This window comes from Acinetobacter sp. PW68 (genome assembly GCF_020982655.1).
GTDB classification, from domain to species: domain Bacteria; phylum Pseudomonadota; class Gammaproteobacteria; order Pseudomonadales; family Moraxellaceae; genus Acinetobacter; species Acinetobacter towneri_A.
Genome location: NZ_JAHZSX010000001.1, coordinates 1,471,142 through 1,491,259 on the forward strand (window position 1 = coordinate 1,471,142; position 20,118 = coordinate 1,491,259).

The window sequence follows — 20,118 nt, forward strand, 5'->3', positions numbered from 1 at the left end:
TGCTGATCCCGCTAAATATTAGCGTCTAAGTAGAAAGAAATTTGCTTTTCAGAACGTATTAACTCACCTCATAAATTTATTCTCTAAATAAAAAATCCCAAAGTTCAAACTTTGGGATTTTTCAAATTCTTTTGACTGTCTAAAGACACATCATTCTGCACTAATATCTTCAAATAATACTGAAGATAAATAACGCTCACCACTGTCAGGTAAAATCACCACAATATTTTTACCTGCATTTTCAGGACGTGCCGCCAATTTTGCAGCAGCAGCCATTGCTGCACCACTAGAAATACCGACTAAAATACCTTCTTGGGTTGCTGTTTTACGCGCCCAATCAATTGCTTCAGCACTTTCAATGCTAATCACTTCATCCACCAAATCTAAATCTAGATTTTTTGGAATAAAATTGGCGCCAATCCCCTGAATTTTATGTGGTGCAGGTGTAAGGGCTTCGCCACGCTTTGTTTGACCAATAATTGGAGATTCTGCAGGCTCAACTGCAACACTATGCAATGCCTGACCTTTTACCTTTTTGAAATAACGTGAAATACCAGAAATGGTACCGCCTGTACCTACACCTGCAACAAGAATATCTACCTTCCCACCTGTTGCTGCCCAAATTTCGGGACCTGTGGTTTCTTCATGAATTTGTGGATTGGCAGGGTTATTAAACTGCTGCGGCAAAAAATAAGTTTCTGGATGTTCAGTTACTAAACGCTCTGCTTCATCCACCGCGCCTTTCATGCCTTTTGCAGGCTCAGTCAGCACTAAATTTGCACCCAAAGCTTTCAAAACCTTACGGCGCTCGATACTCATGCTTGCAGGCATAGTTAGTGTAATTTCATAACCTTTTGCTGCAGCTACAAATGCCAAAGCGATTCCTGTATTACCGCTGGTCGGTTCGACAATATGCATGCCCGCTTTTAACACGCCACGTTTTTCTGCATCTGCTATTAAAGCTGCTCCAATACGGCATTTCACAGAAAATGCAGGGTTACGGCTTTCCACCTTGGCTAAAACCGTTGCACCGCCAGAAATTAAACGGTTAATGCGTACCAATGGCGTGTTACCAATCGCTTCGGCGTTATTACTATATACGGCAATCCCTAAGTTTGCTGGTGTTGGAAAAGCTGCATCTGTGGTCATGATAATTTCCTATGTTATATCTATATAAACTAATTTTAAATTATCATACCTTTTTATAATTTTGTTGCCGATGTTTCGTTAAAATTGTTTTATACAAAATATGATTAGCTTTCAACAAAACGCGAATTAGAATAAAGCAATGACAACCTCAGTTTAACTGTCGATTTTATCGGCACTTGGGTTTGAAATTCGCTATTTATTTTTTGACAATAGCAACACATAACAAAATGTAGGGAATGCAATGTCTAATAAACGTTACAGTCAGCTTTATCGTAATTTCACTAAAAAAATCTTAAATAAGATTGTGACGCCGCAAGTATTAGGCACGACTGCAGAATTAGAATATCGTATTGCTCAAAGCTCTGAAAAAACACAATTTTGTTATGTGCTGCAAGATGCCTCTCTCAGCAATATCGCCTTGATTGATCAGCAGACGCAATCTCGGGGTTTACCTTCCGTATATGCACCTTTGATCATTGCCGAGCACCAGGAAGATGATTCCATTTTGGTCTTGCATGAGAAAAACCCACAGCACAGTGCTTATCACTACTCTGCCAAATTGATTCGTTTAATTGAAACCCTAAAGCAACATCCTGAACATGATGTGTTGTTAGTTCCCGTAACTGTACTTTGGGGACGTTCACCCGAATACGAAGACTCTTGGTTTAAAGCATTATTTGCCGATGCATGGTCTACGCCAAACAAGCTTAAACAAACCATTAATATTTCGCTCTATTCACGTGATAACTACATCGAGTTTCATAAAGCAATTTCCTTACGTCAGCTTATTGAACAAGCAACACAACAACAACCACACTTATCGCCTGCGCACTTTATTGAGCAACATCTGGAACACAATTTTAATCAATACAAAGAAGCGATTTTAGGCCCAGACTTATCTGACCGCCGTAATCTAATTCATACTTTGATGAAAACTGAAGCTGTACAACAAGCTATTCGCAAAGAAAGTATCGAACAAAAAGTGAGTATGGTTGAGGCAGAAAAGCGCGCTAAAAACTATTTAACTGAAATTGTATCGGACTTTTCTTATTCGACTTTGCGTTTTGCTGAATTGGCACTGACCAAGCTTTGGACACAGCTCTATGATGGCATTGAAGTGCATCACTTTGACACAGTACGTGAACTCGCTAAAGATTATGAAATTGTCTATACCCCTTGTCATCGTAGCCACATCGACTATTTACTGCTGTCTTATGTGATTTTTAATCGTGGCTTGATGGTGCCGCATATTGCAGCAGGTATTAATTTAAATTTACCAATTGTGGGTCAATTAATGCGTGGTGCAGGTGCGTATTTTATTCGCCGTACTTTTAGCGGCAATGAATTATACACCTCAGTATTTAAGGAATATTTACACAGCTTATTGTCACGCAACACCCCACTTGAATACTTTATTGAAGGTGGACGCTCACGCACAGGTTTATTGTTACCACCGAAAAAAGGCATGTTGTCGATGACTATTCAAAGTCATTTACGCGGAGCAACCAAACCTATTGCATTTATTCCGACGTATTTTGGTTATGAAAAACTGATTGAAGGTACATCTTATTTAAATGAATTGAACGGCAAACCCAAAGAAGCCGAATCTTTATGGGGCATTTTAAACTCTGCCCGTAAAATTGAAAAAGTCTTTGGTCAGGTCTATGTCAACTTTGGTGAACCTGTATTTTTAGATGATGTTTTAGTAGCCAACCAAGCACACGATGTAAAACTGAATATCAATGACGAACTACCGAGCTCTGTAATTCATACGGTAGATCATACTGCGCATGCAATTTTGGAAAATATCAATAAAGCTGTAGTGATTAATCCAATTGCACTCATCTCTCTGATTTTATTAAATGCCGATCAGCATGCCTTGACACAAGATGAGCTACTCAGACGAATTGAACAATATCGCTATTTGCTCAAACAATTATGTTATGACCCCCGTATGATTATTACGGAATTAAATCCACAAGAAATTATTGAATATGCACTAAAACTTAAACAAGTGCAGCATTTTAAAGAAGATGATATAGAACGAATTCGAGTCGCTGAAAGCCAAAAAATCTTATTGAGCTATTTTAGCAATAATATTTTACATTGCTTTATTTTACCGGCGTGTGTCGCATTAATTGTGCAGCAGTTTAATGAACAAAACTTAGTATTATCCCGCGCAGAATTAATGCAAAAAATGCAGGCGATTTATCCATATTTGAAACAAGAGTTTTTCTTGGCATGGGCACCGCAGGACCTTGCTCAAGAAATAGAAAAAATTGTGGCGTATTTTATCCAACAAAACTGGATGACAGAAACAAATCAACAACTACTGCCGAACCTAATTACCCAGCATGAATTCTATGCCTTAGCGGAACTGGCAAAACCAAGTTTAAATAATTTCGTATTGATTCAAGGACTTTTGCTGCATTATAGCCAACACATTCCTTTAAATCTAAAAGTTTTGGAAAAAATGGCCAAAACCATATTACAACGCGCTGCAGATTCTGCACAATTTAAGTCTGGTTATTATTTTGATAGTGCAACCTTAAAAAGTTTTGTAAGCAGTTTAGATCAACAAGGTATCTTACAACACAATGCAACACATATAAGCCTAGATGATACGTTTAGCACCAAAATGTCAGAATGTTTTGCTTGGTACAACCCAGAAATTCAGGAATTGTTAACTGCATCTAGTGAATTTAGTGAGAAAGAATTAAAAAATTTTGAACAGATAAAAAAATAGGTTTAATTGTAACTCAACCACATTTTGATCAACTTTTTTATTAGAATATCAGCCCTATATTTATGATGGGCTGATATGATTTAAAAAAGCATAATTGTTCTCATATATAACCAATGATTTATGTTATATCATTTATCTTCCACTCCCGCCTAATATATTGGGTTAGCTGTAAATAAAGAGAATAAACAATGAACGATGGGCTTGAAATCACATCAATGCGCGAATCTGCGGATACCGTTGTTGGAATTTTAAAATCTTTGGCGAATACTGACCGCCTTTTGATTCTTTGTCATTTATCTCAGCAAGAATTAAATGTTTCTCAAATTGAAGAGTTAACCCAAATTCATCAGCCTACGTTATCGCAACAATTAATGATGCTGCGTAAAAGTGATGTAGTGAATACCCGTCGTGATGGCAAGCAAATTTTTTATTCAATTAAAGATGACAAAATGGTGCAGATTCTTAATACCCTATACGCACTTTATTGTCCACAAGACTGAATAATGATGCCTATAAATCAGCCAAATTCATAAAATTTAATTTCCCTCCTATCTCAAAGACTTCTTAGCATTTTTTGTTCATAATATATCTGAATTTATGATTTAGATTTTAGTATGTCAGATTTCAATTCACTATTGGTACGTGTACTACCTGCTTGGCAATGGCTGCGAAAATACAACGCAGAAACATTTAAAACTGACCTGTTGTCTGCGTTTATCGTCATAGCCATGTTGGTACCTCAAGGGATGGCTTATGCCATGCTTGCAGGTTTACCTCCTGTCATGGGTTTATATGCAAGCGTGATCCCCATGATCATGTACGCCTTGTTTGGTGGCAGCCCAACCTTGTCCATTGGCCCAGTCGCGATTATTTCCATGATGACCTTTGCGACGCTCAATCCATTATTTGAAGTTGGTTCAGCCGCTTATATTCAAGCAGCCTGTTTACTTGCCCTGATGGTCGGCATTATTTCACTACTTTTAGGTGTTTTTCGTTTCGGTTTTTTAATTCAACTCATTAGCCATCCTGTCATTAAAAGCTTCATTATTGCCTCTGCATTAATGATTGCGATTGGGCAGCTTAAATTTGTTTTAGACATCCCCCTTAAAGCCAATAACTTACCTGAATTCTTACACAGCTTTGGGCAATATGTGGGACAAACCCATCTTTATAGCGTGTTCTTGGGTGTTGCTGCCATTTTATTTCTAATTTATGCGCCTAAAATCATCAACAGTAATGCTATTCGTGAACGTGTTCGAGGTAGTGGTTTTCTCTTAAAAGCCTTGCCATTGGTATTGGTGATCGGTTCAATTGCTTTGGTTTATTCACTGCATTTGCAACAGGTCGGCATTAAAACAGTGGGAGAAATTCCTTCAGGATTCCCGCCTATTCAACTCCCTAAATGGAATACACAACTCGTTCTCCAACTTCTGCCAGGCGCAGCCATGATTTCGATGATTAGTTTTGTAGAGTCATTGTCTATTGCGCAAGCCACTGCCTTACAGCAACGCAGTCACTTAAATAGCAATCAGGAACTCATTGCACTCGGATTAGCCAATCTTGGTGCAGGTGTCAGTTCCTCTTTTCCCGTCACGGGTAGTTTGTCACGTACCGTTGTCAATGCCGATGCAGGCGCAAAAACACCAATGGCAGGTATATTCACCTCCTTCCTGATTGTTATTGTCAGTTTATACTTCACGGGATTTTTCCAAGACTTACCACTGGCTGTTTTGGCTGCAACCATTATTGTTTCAATTTGGAAACTGGTCGAGTTCCAATCTTTTATAGAAACTTGGCGTTATTCCAAAGCCGATGGTCTAGCCATGTGGGTAACGTTCTTTAGTGTTGTGTTAATTGATATTTCGACAGGTTTAATTATGGGTATAGTGTCTACCTTTATTCTAATGTTGTGGCGTATTAGCCGACCACATATAGCAGTAATTGGTTTACTTGAAGGCACACAACATTTTCGTAATATTGAGCGACATCAAGTACGTACCGCGCCACATGTGCTTTCTATGCGAATTGACGAAAATCTAACTTTTTTAAATGCCAATACTTTAAAAGGCTTTTTTATTAATCAAGTCAGTCAAAACCCTGAGTTAAAGCATGTTGTGGTGAATTGTTCTAGTATTAGCAGTATTGATTTAAGCGCACTCGAAATGCTGGAAGATTTAAATCTTGAACTCGAAAAATTAAATATCTGTCTACATTTTTCAGAAATTAAAGGCCCTGTAATGGACAAATTACAGCATTCAAAACTTTTACAGCATTTAAATGGAAAAGTTTATTTGTCACATTATTTAGCCATGCAAGAACTTGCGCCTGAACTGACTTAAAGAGCAAGAAATGGGTCTTTAATTTAATCTTTAGAAACGGATAATCAATATACATCCTTTTTAATCAATCAGTACTTTTATCTTTCTGAAATTTAAACAGTTTGATAAATATCACTTTTAAAAATACAGACTTAACTTTTAAATCAAAATTATTTTTAAGCCCATGAGAATTTCAGTATAGAATAGCCGCTTTTCCTTTACCTTGTTTTAGTATGTTTTCAGCTTTTTTGCGTTTGAGCTTGGTCTCCCGAATTATGATTGCAATTGTACTCGGCGTGGTTGTTGCAATTTTATTCCCAGAATCTGCGCCTTATTTAAGTCTTTTGGGTGATTTATTTATTAAAGCTCTAAAGTCTGTTGCGCCAGTTTTAGTGTTTCTTTTGGTGATGGCGTCGATTGCTAATTTTAAAATCGGAAGCAGCAATGCTTATATCAAACCAATTATGCTGATGTATGCGATTGGTATGTTCTTAGCTGCACTCAGTGCAGTTATTGCAAGTACACTTTTCCCAAGCACATTGTTTTTAGATGTTGCAACACAAACAGAATTAACCCCGCCAGGCAGTCTTGCTGAAATTTTAAAAAACCTTTTACTTAGTTTTGTCGCCAACCCTGTAGTTGCTATTGCCGAAGCCAACTTTATTGGTATTTTGGCTTGGGCTGTGACTTTAGGGATTGCTTTTCGTCATGCTACAGATACCACCAAAGCACTGCTCAATGATGCTGCCAATGCAGTAAATCGCGTCATTCGCTTAGTGATTAACTTTGCGCCTTTCGGAATTTTTGGTTTAGTTGCCGTGACATTTGCCGATGCAGGCTTGAGCACCTTAGCTAGTTACGCTCAATTATTGGCAGTTTTGTTAGGGACAATGTTCTTTGTTGCGCTGGTCATCAACCCAATCATGGTGGCATTTGTGACCCGCAGCAATCCTTATCCTTTAGTTTTTCAATGCTTACGCGAAAGTGGCATTACCGCATTCTTTACTCGTAGTTCTGCAGCCAACATTCCTGTCAACTTAGACTTAGCCAAGCGCTTAGGTGTACAGGAATCAACGGCGAGTGTTGCAATTCCTTTAGGCGCAACAGTTAACATGGCAGGCGCATCGGTCACCATCACCGTTTTAACCTTAGCTGCAGTAAACACCCTCGGGATTTCTGTCGATTTTAGCACCATGCTGATTTTATCTGTAGTTGCAACGGTGTCTGCCTGCGGTGCTTCAGGTGTTGCTGGCGGCTCATTACTGCTCATCCCTGTAGCGTGTGGCTTATTTGGTATTTCTTCAGATATCGCCATGCAAGTGGTTGCGGTTGGTATGGTCATTAGCGTGTTGCAAGATTCAACCGAAACTGCGCTCAACTCATCTACCGATGTACTATTTACTACTGCGGTTGGCCGCGGTTTGAGTTAAGATACAATGCGTTAGGAAACTTACACTATCATCGACTATGCCTTTTCAAACTTTACCACTTTGGGTGCAATTTGGTGCTTTTTTTCTGGCAGTCAACGCTGGAATTATTAACGTACTCGGATTGGTGACCGTATTACATCAGTCCGTTTCACACATGACTGGAAACGTCAGTATCTTGGCGATGGCGCTAATCAACTGGAAACCAGAAGCGATGATTTTCTTGTTTGTCGTGATTTTGTGCTATGTCATCGGTTCATTTTATAGCGGCGTCATTTTAGGAAATAGTAATTTTCGCTTAGGGCGGCGTTATGGTTTACCCATGAGTTTGGTGGCATTATTTATTTTAATTTGCTGGGTGTTATTGCCTTATTTCCCACGTTATGCCCTGCTTTGGGCGTCAGTCGCCATGGGCATACAAAATGCCATGGTCAGCTACTATAAAGGTACCATCATCCGTACCACACATTTATCTGGGGTATTGACCGATTTAGGCTTAGCTCTCGGTTATCGAGTCAGAGGCTTACAAGTCGAAAAAAAACGTATTGTTTTGCACTTACTGATTTTACTTGGTTTCTTTGTGGGTGGATTGCTCGCTGCAGCCATTTATCCTACATTTAAACTGAATTCTTTTCTGGTACCTGCTGGACTCAGCCTAAGCTTGAGTTTGGTGTATTGGATTATTTATTTTCGCTATCGACATCTTCAACATTAAGTTTTGGAAATTATCATGGTTAAAAATGCACTACAGGCACAATTGCTCAAAGCGGGTTTAGTCGATAATAAAAAGGCAAAAAAACTGTCTAAACAAGCCGTACACGAACAGCGCACAGGCGAAAGTAAAGATGCTGAAGTGAAAGCCAAAATTGCACAGGCACAGCAAGAAAAACTGGCCAAAGACCAAGCCATTGAGCAAGAAAAGAAAGCAGCTTTACAGGAAAAAGAATTGAAAGCTGCAATTATGCAAATGATACATCAGCATAAAATTCGTGATACCGATGGTGAAGTTGCTTATCAATTTTTAGACGGCAAAATAAAAAAAGTGTATATCAATCAACAAATTTACAATGCGCTCGTGGCAGGTAGTTTGGTGATTGCCAAGGAAAATGACAGCTATGCCTTCCTACCGAAAGCTTTCGCTGAACGTATTAATAGCAAAATGGAAGGCTTTATTATTGTCAATAATGCCGAGAAAAATGAAGCAACAACAGATGAAGAAGATCCATATGCAGCCTATGTGATTCCAGATGATTTGATGTGGTAGGCCACGCAAATTTTTATGCAAATATTGACGCTAAGTATTTATTCAAAAAGCCAGTATCTGTACTGGCTTTTTGAATAGAGCTATACATTCAGTTAAAACTTACTGTAAAAACAAACAATTAAAATGTAGCAAAAAAGTTACTCAGCCTTAAAATTTAAACTTTAGTCGATACACTATCTAGCAATTTCAGACATCAATTAAAAATTAAGGTGGATTGCAGGCTAAGATTTACAATGCCATGCAGACGAAAAACAGTAACCTTAAAGCGAGGATCTTTTGCAAGACTTAAATTTAATTCAAAATATTCAGGAATGGTTCAACCAATACCCTTGGTTAGAAATGCTGACCTCACTCAGTATTGTGATTTTACTGGCAATTTTAGCCAACTTTATCGCCAAACAAATTGTGGTGCGTGGTATTCGTAAACTCATTTCTAAAATGACCTTTACCAATAGCGAAATTATTTCACAGCATAGCGTGATCCGTCGTATTGCCAATATTGTCCCTGCTGTCGTGATTATGAATGGCATTACCACCGTGCCGCACTTATCAGATAAAGTAGAAAGCTTTGTGCAAATGGCTGCGCAAGCCTTTATATTCCTGACCATTGCTTTGGCAATTTCTGAATTTTTAAATATTTTTAACCTGTTCTATCAACGCAATCCTAAATCACGCAACAAGCCAATTAAGGGCTATTTGCAGTTAGTTAAACTCATTATTTATGTGGTGTGTGCCCTCATGATTTTAGGCACTTTCCTAAAAAAAGATGTGTTTACCTTACTCGCGGGTTTTGGTGCAATGGCTGCTGTCTTGATGTTGGTTTTCCAAAATACCATTTTATCTTTGGTGGCTTCAGTACAAATTTCTTCCTACGATATGGTACGGATTGGTGACTGGATTGAAATGCCGTCATTAAATGCCGATGGTGATGTCATTGATATGTCATTACATACTGTTACCGTACAAAACTGGGATAAAACTCTAACCACCATTCCAACCAATAAACTCATTACCGATACCTTTAAAAACTGGCGTGGCATGCAGGAAGCAGGTGCCCGACGTATTAAACGTGCCATTTTAATTGATCAAAGTTCTGTGCACTTTATGACTGAACAAGAACAAAGCAAACTGAAAGAATTCTTGTTATTGGATCAATATTTGCATAGTAAAAATGAAGAAATTGAACAGTTTAATCAGCAGTTAGCAAACCAATCACAATACAACCAGCGCCGTTTAACCAATTTAGGGACTTTCCGCGCCTATGTTGAGTTTTATCTGAAACAACATCCAGGTATTAATCAATCTCAGTCATTGATTATTCGCCAACTACAGCCGAGCAGTGAAGGTTTACCGCTAGAAATTTATGCTTTTACCAAAACCACTGCATGGAAAGAATATGAAAGTATTCAATCCGATATTTTTGATCATTTGCTGGCAATTATTCCTGAGTTTGGCTTAAAAGTGTATCAAGCCCCATCGGGTTCAGATTTAAAGCAAATTGCTGCACCATTTAAAGCAAGTTCTGTCCAAAGTCTAAATCCTGTAGAAATTGACGAGGCATAATTACGGATTTATTGCTGAGCCATGTGTCGCTAAATGCTTGCATGGCTCGGTAGCCGTTTTATTTTCAGCAAGACGATAAAATTTTTCATTTAAATTAAAATACATTTGTATATATTAATAAGAGAAAATAAAGTCTTATTTGTAACAGAGCTTTGTTGAAAAAAAATATCTAACACTATGATTCAATTGTATAAAAATTCCTCAAACCTTTAAATCACAGCTTGCTCCTAATTTATGTAATAAGGTCATTGCCGGTTGAAAAAGTCTAATGATTCTAAGAATTCACCTAACTTTTCAACTCAATAAAATGTGTCGCTCTTGTTAATTGATTCTAGATTCCAAAAATGATCATCAATAATGAGTCTAATGAAATATTGAAATTCACTACTTTTGTGCTTTAACGCTCATGATGATCAATACACTCGCTAGAGGATGAGGGATATGAGTTTATAAAAGATCTCTAATAGAGCAAATAATGAAAAGTTTAAGGCAGGACACGGTACAACGTCGCAAAACATTGTTCTGCTTTTTCATTATTACAGAAATTAATGGTATGCGCATTTTTCCATTTTACAAAATATTGTGAAATGTCCCCTGTTTGGTCTTCCTGATATCCAGAACAATCCACTTCATTATTGTCATATTTAACTTGCAAAATTAAAGCAGGTAACGAATTTGCAGGGTCTTGTGAAGGTTGATAATCATATACGCCCGCAGACCATTCTTGACCGCTTTTAATCACCACATCGCTATTACTTTTAAAGTTGTAATATTCAATACATTTACGATTATTTGGTATTTGCATGCCCCACAGCCCCACAATTTCTGGACGGGTCACCACACGAAATTTATTGGTCGTTTCTGCTGCTACTGGCGTTAACTTGGCTGAATGTATTGTTGTATTTTCATTCGCAATCGCACAGACAGAACATAAGCTTAAAACTGTGGTTAGATATATTTTTTTCATACATTTATTTAAAGATATAAACCGTTTAGACAACTTAGCATACTTTTAATCCAAATCTGCAAGCATAAACATAACACAACAATTTTATTTAACGAAAGTGTGACTCAGTTTACATTTAATCGACTTTGTAGGTAGTGGTTATTTGATATGATCGCCTTTCTGTTGTGAACCTCACACTCATTCAAGTTTTTTTCTTAATTATCAACCCATTGCAAAAGTGAGTTTAGTACTTGCAAAACTTTAGCATACCGCAAACTATATCTTCGACTCAAAAGCAAATATTTGCCTTTGGGCTGCTAGCCATTGTGGTATTTTTTGCTAGTTTATTGGGTATTTTTACTCGCCCACTTAGCTACTTTTCTTTTTTTTGGCCAAGTAACGCCCTCTTGTTGGGGCTACTCATTCGCTTTCCATCTTTAAAAAGTTTTGGTGGAATTTTGGGTGCGTTTTTTGGCTATATGGGCGCCGATTTGGTCACAGGCAATACTTTCCTGATGACGCTAGGTTTAACGCTTTCCAACTTTGTAGCTGTTTTTAGTGGGTTGTTTTTCTTTAATTATGCCCGCACTAAACTTCCAGCGAGCAATAATAATGTGTCAGAGCTATATCCACATATTATTGCTGTAACTTTAGGCTGTTTCTTTGGGGCTTTATTTGCCATTCTTCTGCTGCCAAATTTGCCGCACACCTTTATGTTATAAGAAAATCGTTGGATTGATTTTTTTACTTGGTGGTCTGGTGAAATTTTAAATGCGGTAATTGTCTTACCTTTAATTTTGGCTGCCCCACGCTGGTCTAAATTCAAAGAACTTATAAATAATCAATATGTTAAAGAAATCAAAATTCAGGATATCTTGCCCTTTTTTGCATTACTGATCTCTATCGCCTGCACCCATATTTTTTATGGACCAGGTGCATTGTTTTATCCATTGGCTGCATTAATTTGGGCAGCTGCCAGCTATCAACTTTTTAATTTGGCACTGATTAATAGCTTGGTCTGTTTAACTCTGTATCATAGCGTCACAGGCTTGTTTATAGATCAAGTGAATTCGAGTTATTTAATCAACATTATTTCTATTCGTGTGGGTTTAATTATTTTAGGTCTTGCCACGTTAATTTTATGTGTGATTAGCCAAAACCGAAATCAGTTGTATAGAGAAGTATTGTATCTGGCAAATCATGACAGTTTAACTGAAACACTTAACCGCCGCAGTTTTACCCAGTTAAGTGAAAAAGCTTTAAAGCATAAAGACAATCATTTACTGTCTTTAATTATGTTAGATATCGACGATTTTAAAAAATTGAATGATCAATATGGACATTATGTGGGTGACTGTGCTCTACAACATCTATCTCATATAGTCAAAGGCAATTTACGTAATCATGATTTATTTTGTCGTATTGGCGGTGAGGAATTCATTATTTTACTAAACAATATTAACTTAAATGAAACTCAACGTATTGCGGAACGTATTCGCTTGTTGTATTGAACATCAATCATTACATTTAGAAAACTGTGAACCTATAAGATTTACAGTAAGCATGGGGATGTTACATATTCAATTGCCAACCACTCTCCCTTTACAAGAATTAATTATTCAAGCAGATCAGGCACTATATCAGGCAAAGATGCGAGGTCGTAATCGGGTCATTCTTGCTTCTTAAACAAAAATAGCATACAACATAAATTTGACAATAAAGATTTTCAGGATTGAAATGAAACTTGCAGAATACCTCCAATATGATGCTTTAGGCTTGGCAGAGTTGGTTGCCAAAAAGGATGTTCAAGCTTCTGAATTATTAGATATTGCATTATCACGTGCCGAACAAACGAATCCACAATTAAATGCCATTATTATTCCCATGCATGAACATGCACGTCAGCGCACACAAACAGAATTAACAGGTCCATTTGCAGGTGTGCCCTTTTTAGTCAAAGACTTATTTCAACAATATGCAGGCTATCCGACTTCATATGGCTGTCTGGGTTTAAAACGTGCGCATCATCTTGCAGAACAAAATGCAGAAATTGTAAATCGTTGGGAAAATAGCGGCATTGTTACCTTTGGACGTACTAACACGCCTGAATTTGGAATTAAAGGCATTACTGAGCCAGATGCTTGGGGTGCATGTAAAAACCCTTGGAATTTGAAACATAATAGCGGTGGTTCTTCAGGTGGCTCTGCGTCTGCAGTTGCAGCAGGTATTGTCCCAATTGCAGGGGCAAGTGATGGCGGTGGTTCAATTCGTATTCCAGCATCTTACTGTGGTTTGTTTGGTTTAAAGCCAAGTCGTGGACGCACACCATGGGGGCCGCAACTCAGTGAAGCTATGCATGGTGCAGCGATGCAACATATTTTAAGTAAAAGTGTACGTGACAGCGCAGCAATGCTCGACGCAACACATGGTGCAGATGGTCATTCACTGTTTAAAATTCAAGCTCCTGAACGCAGTTATTTAGATGTAATTCAGCAAGCGCCAAAAAAATTAAGAATCGCGTATTCGACCCAATCTCCAATTGGTACAGTTGTTTCACAAGATGCTATCAACAGCATTCAAAAAACTGTACAGCTTCTAGAGTCTTTAGGGCATGAAGTTGTTGAAGACCGTCCTACTATTGATGGCATGCAATTGGCCAAAGATTTCATTACCACATGGTTTAGCCAATTTGCTTATTTAATTGCTGAAATTCAAACTCGCCTACCAAATCATTCCGATAATTTTGAGCTAGATTCTTTGGCTTTGGCTGCCTTTGGCGCAAAAACCTCATCTGTAGATTACATTCGCAATTTGAATAATTGGGGGGTATACGTCGCGCAAATGAATCAATTCTTTGAGCGTTATGATTTATACCTCATCCCTGCAACCGCTTCAGTTGCACCGAAAAATGGCGAAGTGAAAACTCCTGCATGGCAAAAACCAATTTTAAAAACACTAATACATGCGGGTAAAGCACATTGGTTAGCGCAAGGTAAATTGGTCGATCGCATGGTTAGAGAAAACCTAAAATGGGTGCCATTTACTCAACTTGCCAATATTACAGGGCTGCCTGCAATGTCTGTTCCGTTATATTGGAATAAAGATAATTTACCATTGGGTTCACAGTTTGTCGCGCCTTTTGCACGTGAAGATCTACTTTTACAACTGGCTGCACAACTAGAAGCGGCTCAACCGTGGTGGAATCAATACGCTAAAATCCGTATTTGATTTGACAATATGCATGATGCAAGCAAACTATACTGATCCAACATTGCTTGCTTCTATTTCTGAATAAAAGAACGGTATCAACCAACTAAGGTTTGGTATCGTTCGACATTGACTACGATTCTAACTGTTTTGGCAATCCCCAAATAAAACACAGACCAATGAGTGTAGATAATCCTGCAAAAATAAAAATCCATTCACCTGAAACAATATCCCAATAATAGCCTGCCAAAATACTCCCTACTGCGACACCTAAACCCCACATGGTACTGTAAAGTGCTTGCCCGCGACCTTGTTGCCCTGCTGAAAAGTTTTGAAAAATCAACCGCATGGCAATGATATGAAATAAGCCAAAGCTAAAGGCATGAATGCTTTGTGCAAAAAATTGAGCAAAAAATACTGAGGGGAATAAACCGACAATCACCCAACGTAAACCTGTTAAAATTAAACATACGGTAACCAGTGAACGCCAAGACCAACGCTTTAAAAACAAACTTGCGTAGGCAAACATTATAATTTCAGCAATCACCCCGACAGACCACAATAAGCCAATCTGGCTTGTGCTAAAGCCTGCCTGACTTAAAAAATTACTATAGAAACTATAAAATGGTGCATGCGAAAACAGTAAAATCAATTCAATAATAAAAAATGAATAGACCACTGGGCGCTTTAAAATAGGCAATAAAGGTTCAAGTTGTTTTTGTGCAATGGGTGCCGCGCTTGGTTCTTGAATACTGAACGACCATAGAAATGCCAGTAAAGAAATGCTGAGGAGCAACATCGGTAACATGGAAATTGGTATAATTTCCAAAATAGCACCAATACCAAAAACCCCGACAATGAAGCCAATAGAACCCCATTTACGCACTTTGCCATAAAGTTCTGCACGCTGCTCGCCCAACCAAAACAAAGTCACGCCTTCAAATTGTGCCAAAATTGCGTTTTGGAAAAAGCTAAAAATCAGCATGAGTAATGCAACAGACTGAAAGCTATTCGGAATAATAAAAATCAGCAACCAAATGCTAGCTTCCATCCAAGTTGCGATACGCACCAAAAGCATCCGTTTGCCTGATTTATCAGCAATCCACCCCCAAATAAAGGGAGCAAAAAAGCGCGTTAAAATAGCAATAGAAGATAAAACACCAATTTCTTGATAATTAAAGCCTTGATCTTCTAAATACAGACTCCAAAAAGGCAAAAATGTCCCAACAATTGCATAGTAGAAAAAGTAGAATCCACCTAAGCGTGTCGATATATTCAAGGCTTGCATAAATGTATATTTCCTTGATTTTTCAAACACATAAACAAGTGCATTATCTGACCTGATCTAAAATTTTAAGAATCCGATATATTAACACTGTAGTACTTTAGTTTTGAGTGATTGGCTTATTAAAACGAAAAACCCTGAAAATCAAATTAAATTTTCAGGGTGATATTGAGCAGTTTTGTTACAATTGTTTAGCCGCAAGACGCTTGTAGAATAATTTTAGTTTTCGGATCGACCACCACAGTGACGCGATTCATACGATAATCCATGGTGACAGGCTGCCCTGGTGCAACCATTCTCACAATTTCAGCTCGGGTCAATGCTTTAATTTGTGTTTCAGACAAGTCTGTTTTACCGACTAATTGCGCAGCAGATTCTGGGACACAATTTTGCATGGTCTGTGGGACCTGAGTTTGTTCATTTATAGGCTGATTGGTACACCCAGCTAAAGTTACCACGGTTAAAACAGTAAGAATACTATATAACTTTTTCATATTGATACTCATGTTTATTTTCTTTAACGCAACTTAAAATAACATAACTGATTTAATACTAGAACTCTTGCAAAAATCATTTTTTAATCAATTCCATGTTGTAAATTGCAGCAATCAAATTAAGGCGTAAACCCATGCGTTTACGCCGATTGCGATAACGCTCAGCAAGGAGTATGGCTTTGTGCAACAAAGCCATTCAACGTATAAAAAATAGATAAGCCGAGTAGCGTTAGACGGATTTAAAAATCCCCCACTATAATTAATGATAAGTTATAACATTTTATATAAATGGTGTTATTTTTTAATGATCAGTAAATTTTTTAAGTATCTAAAATACTGAAGAACCAAATCGAATTTTGAGAGTTTTTTAAACAATTCATCTTATCTTGATCTTTAATTTGTTTCACTTTTATACATAAAAAATAATGGCTTATCTTAGTAAATACTGCCCTAGTCTAAGTTTAAGACAAAAAAATCCCACATGGGAATGTGGGAAAACTAAGAAACTACAGCTATGTTTCGTTCGATTATTTTATAGTCATATCACCAACAAACAGTGGCAAAAAATTACTTTTTAAGTCTATTTTTCACCTTTAACGCAGTCATTCAAAAGCATCGAATGATAGAATTTACGGCAAGTTTATTATTTCTGATCCAACTCTAACAAACCCAGTCTGGCTTCAGAAATGATCATCTAATATTCTTCATTTTGCTTTTTCTTTTGCTAAAATGGGAAAGCACTAACATCAATACGCTCCACTAGTCTGATGTTATATTGAGTCTCTGTCTAATTTAGATTGATATGCCTTTAAATCACTAGAACTCTAACAATGATGGTTTGATGTTCTTCATTTTCATCAATCAGTTGTAAACGCTTTTGTTCTTTACTCACCACTTTAAAACGCAAGTTTTGATATTCAATAATGCTCGGAATTTGATCAAAATATTGTGCATCAGCATCAAATTCATCTTCAAATAATGATGTGCCAAGTTGATAATCCATGCTTTTTAAAACGATGTATTTCACCGTTGTTTTCATACTAGCATCCTTTAATTAGTTTTTTGCTTTACTTTTATTTGTATCACCGTTCATGTCAAGATTAAACCTATAATTGTAAATTTTGCTGTATTTATAAGCAGTTAAATCATAAATATTTTATTTTAGCATTTCACTTTTTATGTTTTCGCACAATTCAATAAAATTCAGTATAGTTGAGCAGCTTACTCTATTCTTTTGTAGATTTATCATGATCAAACAATGCTGTGCTTTACTTGAACAACGCCAACAGACTGTGGCTTTTATTGAAAGTGCCAGCTCAGGTTACTTATGTAGCCAATTTTCTATTTATAAAAATAGCGGTGCGAATATTTTACTTGGTGGACTAGTCAGTTACGATCCAAATATTAAACGTGAAATCCTGAAAGTCAGCGCAGAACTGATTGATACTTATACTGCAGAATCACCCGAAGTCACTCAAGCCATGGCAATTCAGGGGCAAAAGTTATTTAGCCGTGCTGACTTTGTTGTAGCGTGCACAGGCTTACTCAAACCAGGTGGCAGTGCCACACCTAAAAAACCTGTCGGGACATTTTTTATCGCTATTCAATATCTGCAGCAGACTTATCATTACCAATATTTTTTAGAAGGTAATCCATTACAGCGTCTAAAACAACTAACCAATTTGGTTGCTCAAAACCTGATTAATTTAATCCAGCAAGATTCTAATACGCCAACGACATCTTGAAATAAACCTAAAGAATAAACTGCATAACTCACATAATTTATTCATGGTTCAATCGTACACTCATTTTTATGTATTAAATGGATGATCTATGCCATGCGCTACAACACTATTCTTTTCGTTACTACCAGTTTATGGCTACCTAGTTTTGCGTTTGCAACTGTTGGTGGTCCACAAAATATTGAAGTTTTAGGTTTAGATCAAGCAGATCAAAAAATCTATTTATTGCGGCACTATTTAGATGGTCGCGGACGTTTACCGCAATTGTACTACTATCAACTCAACCGAAAGCAGTCGCCTGCGAAACTGATTGAAGTTAAATCACTGTATATCAATCCAAAAACCAAACGTATTGATTATGATCAGAACAGTCAAAAGTTTGATCGTGAAATAGCTAAAATTAGAAAACGGTTGAAACCTTTGACGCCAATCCGAGCCAGTTCTGCCAAAATTCAAATCCTTTCAAAAAAGACAGCTTATGTCGCATCATGGTATGATCCTGAAATTAAAGTTCCCCAATTCAACTACACCTACCGCATACGCTATGGCAATTTAAAAAGTCCGATTCGACAGGCGGTAGATTATAAAACAGGGTTAAGTATTTCTCAGCGCTATCAAATTCCACAGCAGAATAAAGTGTTGATGACCGTAAAATATTTAGGTATCCCGTTTGAAACAGGTTATAGCATTGAAGACCCTGTTCTACTGTCACGCTAATCTCAGCAATGATCCCTCAAAAAAATAAGGTTTCATTGCTCAACAATGAAACCTTATTTTTAGTCTAAATGCAGCATCACTAAACCAAAATTCTAGCTATGCAACTTTTTAGAGCGCCAATTAAGCCGCTGAACGCTCTGAAATTGGTACAACTTTGCGTAATTCAGGACCAGTATACTCTGCACTTGGACGGATAATACGGTTATCAGCACGCTGTTCCATTACGTGTGCGGCCCAACCTGTTACACGGCTCATCACAAAGATTGGTGTAAATAGTTTGGTCGCAATGCCCATGAAGTGATACGCAGAAGCATGGAAGAAGTCGGCATTACAGAATAATTTCTTCTCACGCCACATCACTTCTTCACAACGCACTGATACAGGATAAAGAACTGTATCACCTACCTCTTGCGCTAAACGCTCAGACCAGATTTTGATGATGCCGTTACGTGGATCATTGTCTTTATAGATCGCGTGACCAAAGCCCATGATCTTTTCTTTACGTTCTAGCTTGCCTAGCATTTCACGCTCAGCTTCTTCTGGCGATGTCCAGTTTTCAATCATTTCCATTGCAGCTTCATTCGCGCCACCGTGTAATGGGCCACGTAATGAACCAATCGCGCCTGTAATACATGAATGCATGTCAGACAAAGTTGATGCACAAACACGTGCTGTAAATGTTGATGCGTTGAACTCATGCTCTGCATACAAAATTAATGACACGTTCATCACTTGTTCATGCAATTCATTTGGTTTTTCACTGCGCAATAAATGCAGGAATTGTGCACCAATTGAATCATCATCGGTATTTTCTTCAATACGCACGCCATCGTGACTATAACGATACCAATAGCAAATAATAGCTGGCAAAGTCGCCAAAATACGGTCTGCTACATCTTGTTGCTGTTCAAATGACTGTTCGGTTTCTAAGTTGCCTAGCATTGAAACACCTGTACGCATCACATCCATTGGGTGTGAATCTGCAGGAATACGCTCTAGTACTTCTTTCAATGCTTGAGGCAATGCTCGTAAAGATTTCAATTTTGCTTTATAGGTAGCCAATTGCTCTGAAGTCGGCAATTCACCAAAGAAAATCAGGTATGCAACTTCTTCAAACTGACAGTTTTCAGCCAAATCCTGCACATCATAACCACGGTAAGTTAAGCCTGCGCCACTTTTACCTACAGTAGAAAGTGAAGTTTTACCTGCCACTTGTCCACGCAATCCTGCGCCTGTGAGAACTTTTCCTTCAGCCATTTT

General features: G+C 37.7%; 18 protein-coding genes and 2 pseudogenes. 13 read left to right on the forward strand and 7 right to left on the reverse strand.

The features are described from left to right. Positions 1-150: 150 nt before the first annotated feature. Positions 151-1,149 (reverse strand): cysteine synthase A, encoded by a 999-nt coding sequence (gene cysK, locus K1T76_RS07110; protein ID WP_230244955.1) that lies wholly within the window; start codon positions 1,147-1,149, stop codon positions 151-153. A gap of 241 nt (positions 1,150-1,390) precedes the next feature. Between cysK and plsB the strand changes: the two genes are divergently transcribed. The 7 genes from plsB (at position 1,391) to K1T76_RS07145 (ending at position 10,467) form a co-directional block, all read left to right on the forward strand. After that, positions 1,391-3,895: a glycerol-3-phosphate 1-O-acyltransferase PlsB gene (gene plsB, locus K1T76_RS07115; protein ID WP_230244957.1), complete on the forward strand. Its 2,505-nt coding sequence runs from the start codon at positions 1,391-1,393 to the stop codon at positions 3,893-3,895. A gap of 188 nt (positions 3,896-4,083) precedes the next feature. Further along, entirely contained in the window at positions 4,084-4,395 is a 312-nt protein-coding gene (locus K1T76_RS07120) for an ArsR/SmtB family transcription factor (protein WP_230244959.1), read from the forward strand. A gap of 114 nt (positions 4,396-4,509) precedes the next feature. After that, positions 4,510-6,234, forward strand: coding sequence for a SulP family inorganic anion transporter (locus K1T76_RS07125; RefSeq protein WP_230244961.1), 1,725 nt, complete (start codon positions 4,510-4,512; stop codon positions 6,232-6,234). Positions 6,235-6,446: 212 nt separating this feature from the next. Then, positions 6,447-7,643 (forward strand): serine/threonine transporter SstT, encoded by a 1,197-nt coding sequence (gene sstT, locus K1T76_RS07130; protein WP_070155641.1) that lies wholly within the window; start codon positions 6,447-6,449, stop codon positions 7,641-7,643. A 37-nt stretch (positions 7,644-7,680) separates the two neighbouring features. After that, positions 7,681-8,355, forward strand: a complete 675-nt coding sequence (locus tag K1T76_RS07135; RefSeq protein ID WP_070155643.1) for a YoaK family protein — start codon at positions 7,681-7,683, stop codon at positions 8,353-8,355. 15 nt (positions 8,356-8,370) lie between these two features. Then, entirely contained in the window at positions 8,371-8,904 is a 534-nt protein-coding gene (locus tag K1T76_RS07140) for a DUF2058 domain-containing protein (protein ID WP_230244963.1), read from the forward strand. 276 nt (positions 8,905-9,180) lie between these two features. Further along, positions 9,181-10,467 (forward strand): mechanosensitive ion channel family protein, encoded by a 1,287-nt coding sequence (locus K1T76_RS07145; RefSeq protein WP_070155645.1) that lies wholly within the window; start codon positions 9,181-9,183, stop codon positions 10,465-10,467. Positions 10,468-10,951: 484 nt separating this feature from the next. Here K1T76_RS07145 and K1T76_RS07150 read toward each other — a convergent pair whose 3' ends face one another. Continuing rightward, positions 10,952-11,434, reverse strand: coding sequence for a hypothetical protein (locus tag K1T76_RS07150; protein WP_070155647.1), 483 nt, complete (start codon positions 11,432-11,434; stop codon positions 10,952-10,954). 305 nt (positions 11,435-11,739) lie between these two features. Between K1T76_RS07150 and K1T76_RS07155 the strand changes: the two genes are divergently transcribed. The 4 genes from K1T76_RS07155 to K1T76_RS07165 all read left to right on the forward strand — a co-directional run bounded on the left by K1T76_RS07155 (position 11,740) and on the right by K1T76_RS07165 (position 14,641). Continuing rightward, complete coding sequence (locus K1T76_RS07155; RefSeq protein WP_230244965.1) at positions 11,740-12,135, forward strand: hypothetical protein; 396 nt, start codon at positions 11,740-11,742, stop codon at positions 12,133-12,135. A gap of 153 nt (positions 12,136-12,288) precedes the next feature. Further along, positions 12,289-12,924: a GGDEF domain-containing protein gene (locus K1T76_RS14940; RefSeq protein ID WP_268259892.1), complete on the forward strand. Its 636-nt coding sequence runs from the start codon at positions 12,289-12,291 to the stop codon at positions 12,922-12,924. Between the two features lie 52 nt (positions 12,925-12,976). Continuing rightward, positions 12,977-13,099, forward strand: coding sequence for a hypothetical protein (locus K1T76_RS14945; protein ID WP_268259893.1), 123 nt, complete (start codon positions 12,977-12,979; stop codon positions 13,097-13,099). Between the two features lie 51 nt (positions 13,100-13,150). Next, the gene (locus K1T76_RS07165; protein ID WP_230244967.1) at positions 13,151-14,641 is read left to right on the forward strand and encodes an amidase; all 1,491 of its coding nucleotides are present in this window, start codon (positions 13,151-13,153) and stop codon (positions 14,639-14,641) included. A 112-nt stretch (positions 14,642-14,753) separates the two neighbouring features. Here the strand turns inward: K1T76_RS07165 and K1T76_RS07170 are convergent, their stop codons facing one another. The 4 genes and pseudogenes from K1T76_RS07170 to K1T76_RS07185 all read right to left on the reverse strand — a co-directional run bounded on the left by K1T76_RS07170 (position 14,754) and on the right by K1T76_RS07185 (position 17,438). Then, positions 14,754-15,908 (reverse strand): MFS transporter, encoded by a 1,155-nt coding sequence (locus tag K1T76_RS07170; protein ID WP_230244969.1) that lies wholly within the window; start codon positions 15,906-15,908, stop codon positions 14,754-14,756. Positions 15,909-16,096: 188 nt separating this feature from the next. Further along, positions 16,097-16,297: pseudogene (locus K1T76_RS07175) on the reverse strand (I78 family peptidase inhibitor); the annotation flags it as partial. Positions 16,298-16,475: 178 nt separating this feature from the next. Next, a pseudogene (locus K1T76_RS07180) lies at positions 16,476-16,571 on the reverse strand (IS5/IS1182 family transposase); the annotation flags it as partial. 636 nt (positions 16,572-17,207) lie between these two features. After that, on the reverse strand, positions 17,208-17,438 hold the full coding sequence (locus tag K1T76_RS07185) for a hypothetical protein (protein ID WP_230244971.1): 231 nt from the start codon (positions 17,436-17,438) through the stop codon (positions 17,208-17,210). A 208-nt stretch (positions 17,439-17,646) separates the two neighbouring features. Between K1T76_RS07185 and K1T76_RS07190 the strand changes: the two genes are divergently transcribed. Beyond that, positions 17,647-18,144, forward strand: coding sequence for a CinA family protein (locus K1T76_RS07190; RefSeq protein ID WP_230244979.1), 498 nt, complete (start codon positions 17,647-17,649; stop codon positions 18,142-18,144). 93 nt (positions 18,145-18,237) lie between these two features. Next, the gene (locus K1T76_RS07195; protein WP_230244980.1) at positions 18,238-18,858 is read left to right on the forward strand and encodes an aminotransferase; all 621 of its coding nucleotides are present in this window, start codon (positions 18,238-18,240) and stop codon (positions 18,856-18,858) included. 120 nt (positions 18,859-18,978) lie between these two features. On the opposite strand, the gene prpC is transcribed toward K1T76_RS07195, so the two are convergent. Beyond that, positions 18,979-20,115 carry a bifunctional 2-methylcitrate synthase/citrate synthase gene (prpC, locus tag K1T76_RS07200; RefSeq protein WP_230244982.1) on the reverse strand — a complete coding sequence of 379 codons (1,137 nt, stop codon included), beginning with the start codon at positions 20,113-20,115 and terminating at the stop codon, positions 18,979-18,981. Between the last annotated feature and the right edge of the window lie 3 nt (positions 20,116-20,118).

What these genes read in the sequence shown, in the direction of transcription:
- cysK (WP_230244955.1), bottom strand. Translation starts at nt 1,149, where the DNA reads ATGACCACAGATGCAGCTTTTCCAACACCAGCAAACTTAGGGATTGCC.
- plsB (WP_230244957.1), top strand. Translation starts at nt 1,391, where the DNA reads ATGTCTAATAAACGTTACAGTCAGCTTTATCGTAATTTCACTAAAAAA.
- K1T76_RS07120 (WP_230244959.1), top strand. Translation starts at nt 4,084, where the DNA reads ATGAACGATGGGCTTGAAATCACATCAATGCGCGAATCTGCGGATACC.
- K1T76_RS07125 (WP_230244961.1), top strand. Translation starts at nt 4,510, where the DNA reads ATGTCAGATTTCAATTCACTATTGGTACGTGTACTACCTGCTTGGCAA.
- sstT (WP_070155641.1), top strand. Translation starts at nt 6,447, where the DNA reads ATGTTTTCAGCTTTTTTGCGTTTGAGCTTGGTCTCCCGAATTATGATT.
- K1T76_RS07135 (WP_070155643.1), top strand. Translation starts at nt 7,681, where the DNA reads ATGCCTTTTCAAACTTTACCACTTTGGGTGCAATTTGGTGCTTTTTTT.
- K1T76_RS07140 (WP_230244963.1), top strand. Translation starts at nt 8,371, where the DNA reads ATGGTTAAAAATGCACTACAGGCACAATTGCTCAAAGCGGGTTTAGTC.
- K1T76_RS07150 (WP_070155647.1), bottom strand. Translation starts at nt 11,434, where the DNA reads ATGAAAAAAATATATCTAACCACAGTTTTAAGCTTATGTTCTGTCTGT.
- K1T76_RS14945 (WP_268259893.1), top strand. Translation starts at nt 12,977, where the DNA reads ATGGGGATGTTACATATTCAATTGCCAACCACTCTCCCTTTACAAGAA.
- K1T76_RS07165 (WP_230244967.1), top strand. Translation starts at nt 13,151, where the DNA reads ATGAAACTTGCAGAATACCTCCAATATGATGCTTTAGGCTTGGCAGAG.
- K1T76_RS07170 (WP_230244969.1), bottom strand. Translation starts at nt 15,908, where the DNA reads ATGCAAGCCTTGAATATATCGACACGCTTAGGTGGATTCTACTTTTTC.
- K1T76_RS07185 (WP_230244971.1), bottom strand. Translation starts at nt 17,438, where the DNA reads ATGAAAACAACGGTGAAATACATCGTTTTAAAAAGCATGGATTATCAA.
- K1T76_RS07190 (WP_230244979.1), top strand. Translation starts at nt 17,647, where the DNA reads ATGATCAAACAATGCTGTGCTTTACTTGAACAACGCCAACAGACTGTG.
- K1T76_RS07195 (WP_230244980.1), top strand. Translation starts at nt 18,238, where the DNA reads ATGCGCTACAACACTATTCTTTTCGTTACTACCAGTTTATGGCTACCT.
- prpC (WP_230244982.1), bottom strand. Translation starts at nt 20,115, where the DNA reads ATGGCTGAAGGAAAAGTTCTCACAGGCGCAGGATTGCGTGGACAAGTG.